This window comes from Streptomyces hainanensis (assembly GCF_004348415.1).
GTDB classification, from domain to species: Bacteria; Actinomycetota; Actinomycetes; order Streptomycetales; family Streptomycetaceae; genus Streptomyces; species Streptomyces hainanensis.
Genome location: NZ_SMKI01000446.1, coordinates 1 through 6,421 on the forward strand (window position 1 = coordinate 1; position 6,421 = coordinate 6,421).

Here is a 6,421-nt window from a genome sequence, read left to right on the forward strand (position 1 = left end):
GCCCCCCGCCGGGCGGTACCCCCCGCCGGCGGCAAGCCGCCCGTGCTGCCGACCGACGAGGAGCCCCTGTGGCCGCACCCACCCCTGGCACTCCCCGGTGCCGACGATCGAAGACGAGGGGGCGCACCATGGACGCGTTCACCGCTGGAATCCTGCAGCGTATCGAGAACACCCAGTCCGATCTGCACCGCGCTCGCGAAGCCGGAGATCTGTTCACGATGGACGTGGAGCAGGCCGAGCTGGACGACCTGCACCGCCTGGCCTCCGACTACGGTGTCGAGGTCGGCGCCAGGAGCGCCTGACCTCCCTCCCCGAGCGCGCCCGACCGGGCGCCGACGACCGTTCCAGTGGCTGAGCGCCCCCGGGAGCCTCCCGGGGGCGCTCAGCCACGTGTGGGGCGCCCTGGCACCCCTGGGGCGCCCCTCAGTCGTGCCAGGCGCCCAGCTCGTCCAGGAGCGGCTGGAGCGCGGCGAAGACGCCGGGGCTGGCCGCGACGGTGAGGTCGCCGTTCGGTGGGCCGCCCGGCCGGCCGCCCGTGTGGGCGCCGGCCTCGCGGGCGATCAGGTCGCCGGCCGCGAGGTCCCAGGGGTGGAGGCCGCGCTCGTAGAAGCCGTCGAGCCGGCCGCCGGCCACGTCGCACAGGTCGATGGCGGCGGAGCCGGAGCGCCGGATGTCCCGCACCTGTGGGATCAGCCGCTGGGCGACGGCCGCCTGGGCGGTGCGCACGGCCGCGACGTAGTTGAAGCCGGTGCCGATCAGCGCCTGGTCGAGCGGCGGCGCGGGGCGGACCCGCAGCGGCTCGGGCGCCCGGCCGGCCATCAGGCGTTCGGCGCCGCCGCCGCGCACCGCCCGGTAGGTCTCGCCGCGCATCGGGGCGGCCACCACGGCGGCCAGCGTCTCACCCTCGGCCTCGGCGGCGATGGAGACGGCCCACTGCGGCAGGCCGTAGAGGTAGTTGACGGTGCCGTCGAGCGGGTCGATGACCCAGCGCACCCCGCTCTCGCCGCCGGTGACACCGCCCTCCTCGCCCAGGAAGGCGTCGTCCGGGCGCCGTTCGGCCAGGAAGCCGGTGATCAGCTTCTCGGCGGCGATGTCCATCTCGGTGACGACGTCGATCGGGCTCGACTTGGTCGCGGCGACGCCGAGGTCGGCCGGGCGGCCGTCGCGCAGCAGCCGGCCGGCGCGGTCGGCCGCCTCCTCGGCGAGGGCGAGCAGTGTGGCGGCCAGCTCACCGGTGGCGGCCTGCGGTCCTTCGGACACGGTGGGGGACTCCTTGTCGGTCCTCGTCGGGCGGTGTTCCGGGGTCTCGCCGGCTCAGGCGTACGGGCTGTCGGCCCCGGCGGCGGCCGGGCGGGCGACCCGGCCGGCGCAGCAGCCCACCGGGCAGACGTCGTGGCTGGGGCCGAGCGCGCCCAGGGCGCAGCGGGTCGGGGACTCGCCGCGCTCGGTGGCGGCGCGCTCCAGGACCAGGTCGCGGAGGGCCGCGACGAAGGCCGGCGCGGCACCCACGGTGGCGGAGCGCACCGCCGGCAGGCCGAGCTCCCGCGCGGCGGCCAGCGCCTCGGTGTCGAGGTCGTACAGGACCTCCATGTGGTCGGAGACGAAGCCGATCGGCACCATGACGACGGCCGGGGCGCCCTTGTCGTGCAGGGCCGTCAGGTGGTCCACGACGTCGGGCTCAAGCCACGGGATGTGGGGGGCGCCGCTGCGGGACTGGTAGACCAGCTCCCAGGGGCGCTCGACGCCGGTCTCCTCGCGGACCGCGTCCGCGATGACGCGGGCCGCGTCCAGGTGCTCGGCGACATAGGCGCCGCCGGCGCCGTGGCCGGCCGGCGGGCCCGAGACGTCGGCCGCCGCGTCCGGGATGGAGTGCGTGGTGAAGGCCAGGTGGGCGCCGGCCCGCACCCCCTCGGGCAGCTCGGCGAGCGCCGCGAGCACCCCCTCCGTCATGGTGCGCAGGAAGCCGGGGTGGTTGTAGTAGAGCCGCAGCTTGTCCACTTGGGGCAGCGGCAGGCCCTCGTCCGCCAGGGTGGCCAGCGCGCCGGCCAGGTCCTCGCGGTACTGGCGGCAGCCGGAGTAGGACGCGTAGGCGCTGGTGGCCAGGGTGAGCACCCGGCGGCGGCCGTCGCGGACCATCTCCCGCAGGGTGTCGGTCACATAGGGCGCCCAGTTGCGGTTGCCCCAGTAGACCGGCAGGTCGACGCCGTGCTCGGCGAGGTCGGCGCGGAGCGCGGCGAGCAGCGCGCGGTTCTGCTCGTTGATCGGGCTGACCCCGCCGAAGAGGCGATAGTGCGCCCCGACCTCCTCCAGCCGCTCGCGGGGGATGCCCCGGCCGGCGGTCACGTTCTCCAGGAACGGGATGACGTCGTCCGGGCCCTCGGGTCCGCCGAAGGAGAGCAGCAGGAGTGCGTCGTAGGGCTGGGGGCTGATCGCGCGGTCCATGCCCGAGATCCTGCCACCGCGCGCTACGGGGTCGCACCGCCGGTGGCGCCGTCCTCCGGGGTCGACGGGTTCTCCGACGGCTCGGGCGACCCGGGGGCCGGGGACGGCGGCGTCGGCGTGGGGCCGGGGCTCGGCGTGGCGTCCTGCCCGCTCTCCTCGCCCGCCCCGTCCTCGGCCGGCGGCGCGGTCTCCTGGGTGGGCTCCTCGGCCGGCTCCTCGGTGAGTTCCCCGGTCGACGGGTCCGGGGCCGGCTCGGTCGCCTCGTCCGCCGGCAGGTCGGTCGGCCCGTCGGTGGGCCCGGGGGCCCGGTCGTCCTCGCCACCGGCCGGCCGCTCGCCCTCGTCGTCGTCGCCCGTGAGGATCCGGCCGACGGAGGTGCCGGCCCGGTCGTCGCCGTGCCACCAGCCGGAGAGCGAGCCGCCGCCGGCCAGTTCGAGCCCGGTGACGACGGCCATGGCCAACGCGAAGACGGCACCGGACGCCGCCACCGTGCGGCGGAGCGTGCGACGGGGTCGGTCGCGGGGACGAGGAGCGCGCGACGGCGGGTCCTCGGGGGCGCCGGAACGCCCGCGCAACCTGTCGAACAGGTGCTGGAAAACCGCGCTGCCCGAGGTGGCGGCCACGCTCATCACGCCGGCGCCGACCACCGTGCCGAAGACGCCGAGCCCGGAGGCCAGCACCGCGCCCGCGACGGCGGCCGCCGCGCTCGCCGCAACCTGCGGAACCGTCAGCTCGATCCCACCGCGCCCCCGTTCCCGCCGTTCCCCACCTGAACTCTTTACCCGAGATTCCACCGTTCGCCTCAATCCACACACTCTTCGCATCGTGCCCACGGAGAAGACATGGAGAGGCGGGCGGATAGTTCCGATTTCGGCGCTTCTGTGAGCCTTGCCACCCAAAGAAGCGGGAGTGCCGCGCGTCAACTCCCTTGACCCGGGACAACTTCCACGGCGCCGCACCCCACCCGGGTGGCCCTAATGGAGTAGTGTGACCACACCTGGCCTTAGCCGTCTCATGTCCCGTGCGACACACGGCGCCCACGCCGGTCACGGCGCGTGGCAAAGTGGTGACTGTGCCATAGCGGCGGCTCAAGTCCATGGCCCGACACGCCGGGCAAGTCGGCAAGGTTGTGGCAGGCTGCACCCGGGCAGGTCACACTCGTCCAGCGGGAGCAGCGACGTACGTGACGTCGGCAGGCACCACCGGGAGGTCCTCGTGCCCGAACTGCGTGTCGTGGCCGTGAGCAATGACGGCACACGTCTGGTACTCAAGGCTGCCGACAACACGGAATACACCCTTCCGATCGATGAGCGGCTGCGCGCCGCCGTGCGCAACGACCGGGCCAGGCTCGGCCAGATCGAGATCGAGGTCGAGAACCACCTGCGTCCGCGCGACATCCAGGCGCGGATACGAGCCGGCGCCACCGCCGAGGAGGTGGCGCAGTTCGCCGGCATCCCGGTCGACCGGGTCCGGCGGTTCGAGGGCCCGGTGCTCGCCGAGCGCGCGTTCATGGCGGAGCGGGCCCGCAAGACGCCGGTCCGCCGGCCCGGCGAGACCGCCGGGCCCCAGCTCGGCGAGGCCGTCGCCGACCGGCTGTTGCTGCGCGGCGCCGACAAGGACGCGGTCCGGTGGGACTCCTGGCGCCGCGACGACGGCACCTGGGAGGTGCTGCTCGTCTACCGCGTCGCCGGCGAGACCCACTCGGCGAGCTGGATGTTCGACCCGCCGCGCCGCCTGGTGCAGGCCGTGGACGACGAGGCGCGGGCGCTGCTCGGCGAGACCGACGACACGCCCGAGCCGAGCACGCCGTTCGTGCCGCGCATCGCCCGGCTGCCCCGCGAGGGCGACCGGGGGCCCGGCCGACTGGCCCCGGCGAGCGACGAGACGGACTCGCTGACCAGCCTGCTGGAGGCCGTGCCGAGCTTCCGCGGCGACCTGGTGGTGCCCGAGCCCGCCGCCGCGACCGCGGCGCCCACGGTCGACGAGCTGGACGACGAGGAGCCGCCGGCCGAGGCGCCGCCCGGCCGCGGCCCCGCGTCGCCGGCGGCCAGCGCCGGCTCGACCTACGCGGACGTCCTGATGCCGCGCTCGGTCGGCGGCCACCGCGAGCGCCTCACCGGCCAGACCGACCGGCAGGCCGAGGCGGACGGCGTCCGCCCCGGCCGGCGCGCCGCGGTGCCCAGTTGGGACGAGATCGTCTTCGGCACCCGCCGCAAGAAGAAGGAGTAACCGGCGGCCCGCCGGCCCTCAGCCAGGCTGGGGGCCGGTGGCCACGGGCCGGGTCCGGTCGGCCGTCCAGCCGCTCCAGGAGCCCGGATAGAGCGCCGCCGCGACCCCGATCTCGGCCAGCGCCAGCACCTCCTGCGCCGCCGAGACCCCCGAACCGCAGTAGACGCCCACCTCGGCGCCCGGCTCCACCCCGAGCTCGGCGTAGTGCGCCGCCAACTCGGCGACCGGCCGCAACCGGCCGTCGTCACGCAGGTTCTCGCTGGTCGGGGCCGAGACCGCGCCCGGGATGTGGCCGGCCACCGGGTCGATCGGCTCCACCTCGCCGCGGTACCGCTCCCCCGCCCTGGCGTCCAACAGCACGCCACTTCTGGCCAGCCGGGCCGCCGCGTCCGCGTCCAGCGTCGGCAGGCCGCCGGGCCGTGGCACGAAGTCACCCTCGGACGGGGCCGGCACCTCCTCCGTCAACTCGCCAGCCCAGGCGGCCAGGCCGCCGTCCAGCACCCGGGTGCGCTCGTGCCCGGCCCAGCGCAGCAGCCACCAGGCGCGGGCCGACGACCAGCCCTGGCCGGCGTCGTACACCACCACGTCACGGTCGTGCGAGACCCCGGCCCGGCGCATCGCCGTGCCGAACACGTCGGCGTCCGGCAACGGATGCCGGCCGCCGGGCCCGGCCGGCGCCGCCAGCTCGGAGTCCAGGTCCACGTAGACGGCGCCCGGCAGGTGGCCGGCCGCGTACTCGGGCAGCCCGGGCGGGCCGCCGAGCTTGTAGCGCACGTCGAGCAGCACCGGACGCTCCCGGGCCGGGATCTCGGGGCCGAGGGCGAGCCCCAGTTCGGAGGCGGAGATCATTGCAGTCATGGCCCCATTCTCCCCGCGCGCGGTGGAGACTTGGGGCCGAGCAAGGGAGCCCCGAGGAGATGGAGCAGGATGACCAACACACCGAGTCCACCAGTTCCCGGTACGCACCGCTGGGTGAGCCTGATGGTTCACGACCTGGTCGCGAGCCGACGGTTCTACGGTGGGCTCTTCGGCTGGGAGTTCGACGAGGGACCGTCACCGCTCGGCGCGTACGTGCGGGCGCTGCGTGAGGGCCACCCCGTCGCCGGCCTGGGCGAGATGGCCGGCGAGATGGCGGGCGGCTTGCGGCGGGTCACGGCCTGGCTGCCGTACATCGCGACGAACGACGCCGACGCCACGGCCGCGTTGATCCGTGAGTGCGGCGGGACGGTGGCCGTCGGACCGCTGGACGTGGACCAGGTGGGCCGCCTCGGCATCGCGGCCGACATCGGCGGCGCGGCGTTCGGCATCTGGGAGGGCGGCCCGCGGCGCAGCGGCCGCTACCACGGTGTCGAGGGGGCGGTGTCCTGGAACGAGCTGTTCGCGGTGGAGACGTCGGGGGTGGGCAAGTTCTACGAGCGGGTCTTCGGGTACGACGTGGGCCCCGAGCCGGCGCAGCCGCCGGGCAGCGACTTCCTGACCCTCCGCCTCGGCTCCCGGCCGGTGGCCGGGATCCGGGGCGCGGCCGGCGCGCTGCCGCGCGACCGGGGGCCGCACTGGCTGACGTACTTCTCGGTGGTGGACCTCGACGACACGCTGGAGCGGGTCGTGGCGCTGGGCGGCCGCCGGCTGACCGAGCCGGAGAGCTCCCCGTTCGGCGTCTGGGCCCGGGCCAGCGACCCGGAGGGCGCGCCGTTCGCGGTGATCGTCCCGACGAAGCCGTCCGGGGACTGACCGGACCGGGGTCCTCCCC

7 protein-coding genes are annotated in these 6,421 nt (G+C 75.6%); 3 read left to right on the forward strand and 4 right to left on the reverse strand.

Annotated elements, in window-relative coordinates; genetic code table 11:
- Window positions 1–128 precede the first annotated feature (128 nt).
- Window positions 129–302, forward strand: coding sequence for a hypothetical protein (locus tag E1283_RS37625; RefSeq protein ID WP_165956296.1), 174 nt, complete (start codon window positions 129–131; stop codon window positions 300–302).
- Between the two features lie 121 nt (window positions 303–423).
- Here the strand turns inward: E1283_RS37625 and E1283_RS29610 are convergent, their stop codons facing one another.
- The 3 genes from E1283_RS29610 to E1283_RS29620 are packed head-to-tail and all read right to left on the reverse strand — an operon-like array spanning window position 424 to window position 3,236.
- Complete coding sequence (locus tag E1283_RS29610; protein ID WP_243745192.1) at window positions 424–1,260, reverse strand: inositol monophosphatase family protein; 837 nt, start codon at window positions 1,258–1,260, stop codon at window positions 424–426.
- A 54-nt stretch (window positions 1,261–1,314) separates the two neighbouring features.
- The gene (locus tag E1283_RS29615) at window positions 1,315–2,442 is read right to left on the reverse strand and encodes a ferrochelatase (protein WP_132821243.1); all 1,128 of its coding nucleotides are present in this window, start codon (window positions 2,440–2,442) and stop codon (window positions 1,315–1,317) included.
- A gap of 23 nt (window positions 2,443–2,465) precedes the next feature.
- The gene (locus tag E1283_RS29620) at window positions 2,466–3,236 is read right to left on the reverse strand and encodes a hypothetical protein (protein WP_132821244.1); all 771 of its coding nucleotides are present in this window, start codon (window positions 3,234–3,236) and stop codon (window positions 2,466–2,468) included.
- 421 nt (window positions 3,237–3,657) lie between these two features.
- On the opposite strand from E1283_RS29620, the gene sepH reads away from it, so the two are divergent.
- Complete coding sequence (gene sepH / locus E1283_RS29625) at window positions 3,658–4,671, forward strand: septation protein SepH (RefSeq protein WP_132821245.1); 1,014 nt, start codon at window positions 3,658–3,660, stop codon at window positions 4,669–4,671.
- Window positions 4,672–4,689: 18 nt separating this feature from the next.
- Here the strand turns inward: sepH and E1283_RS29630 are convergent, their stop codons facing one another.
- Complete coding sequence (locus tag E1283_RS29630) at window positions 4,690–5,529, reverse strand: sulfurtransferase (RefSeq protein ID WP_132821246.1); 840 nt, start codon at window positions 5,527–5,529, stop codon at window positions 4,690–4,692.
- A 123-nt stretch (window positions 5,530–5,652) separates the two neighbouring features.
- Here E1283_RS29630 and E1283_RS29635 point away from each other — a divergent pair, with 123 nt between their 5' ends.
- Window positions 5,653–6,402, forward strand: a complete 750-nt coding sequence (locus E1283_RS29635; RefSeq protein ID WP_165956297.1) for a VOC family protein — start codon at window positions 5,653–5,655, stop codon at window positions 6,400–6,402.
- Window positions 6,403–6,421 lie beyond the last annotated feature (19 nt).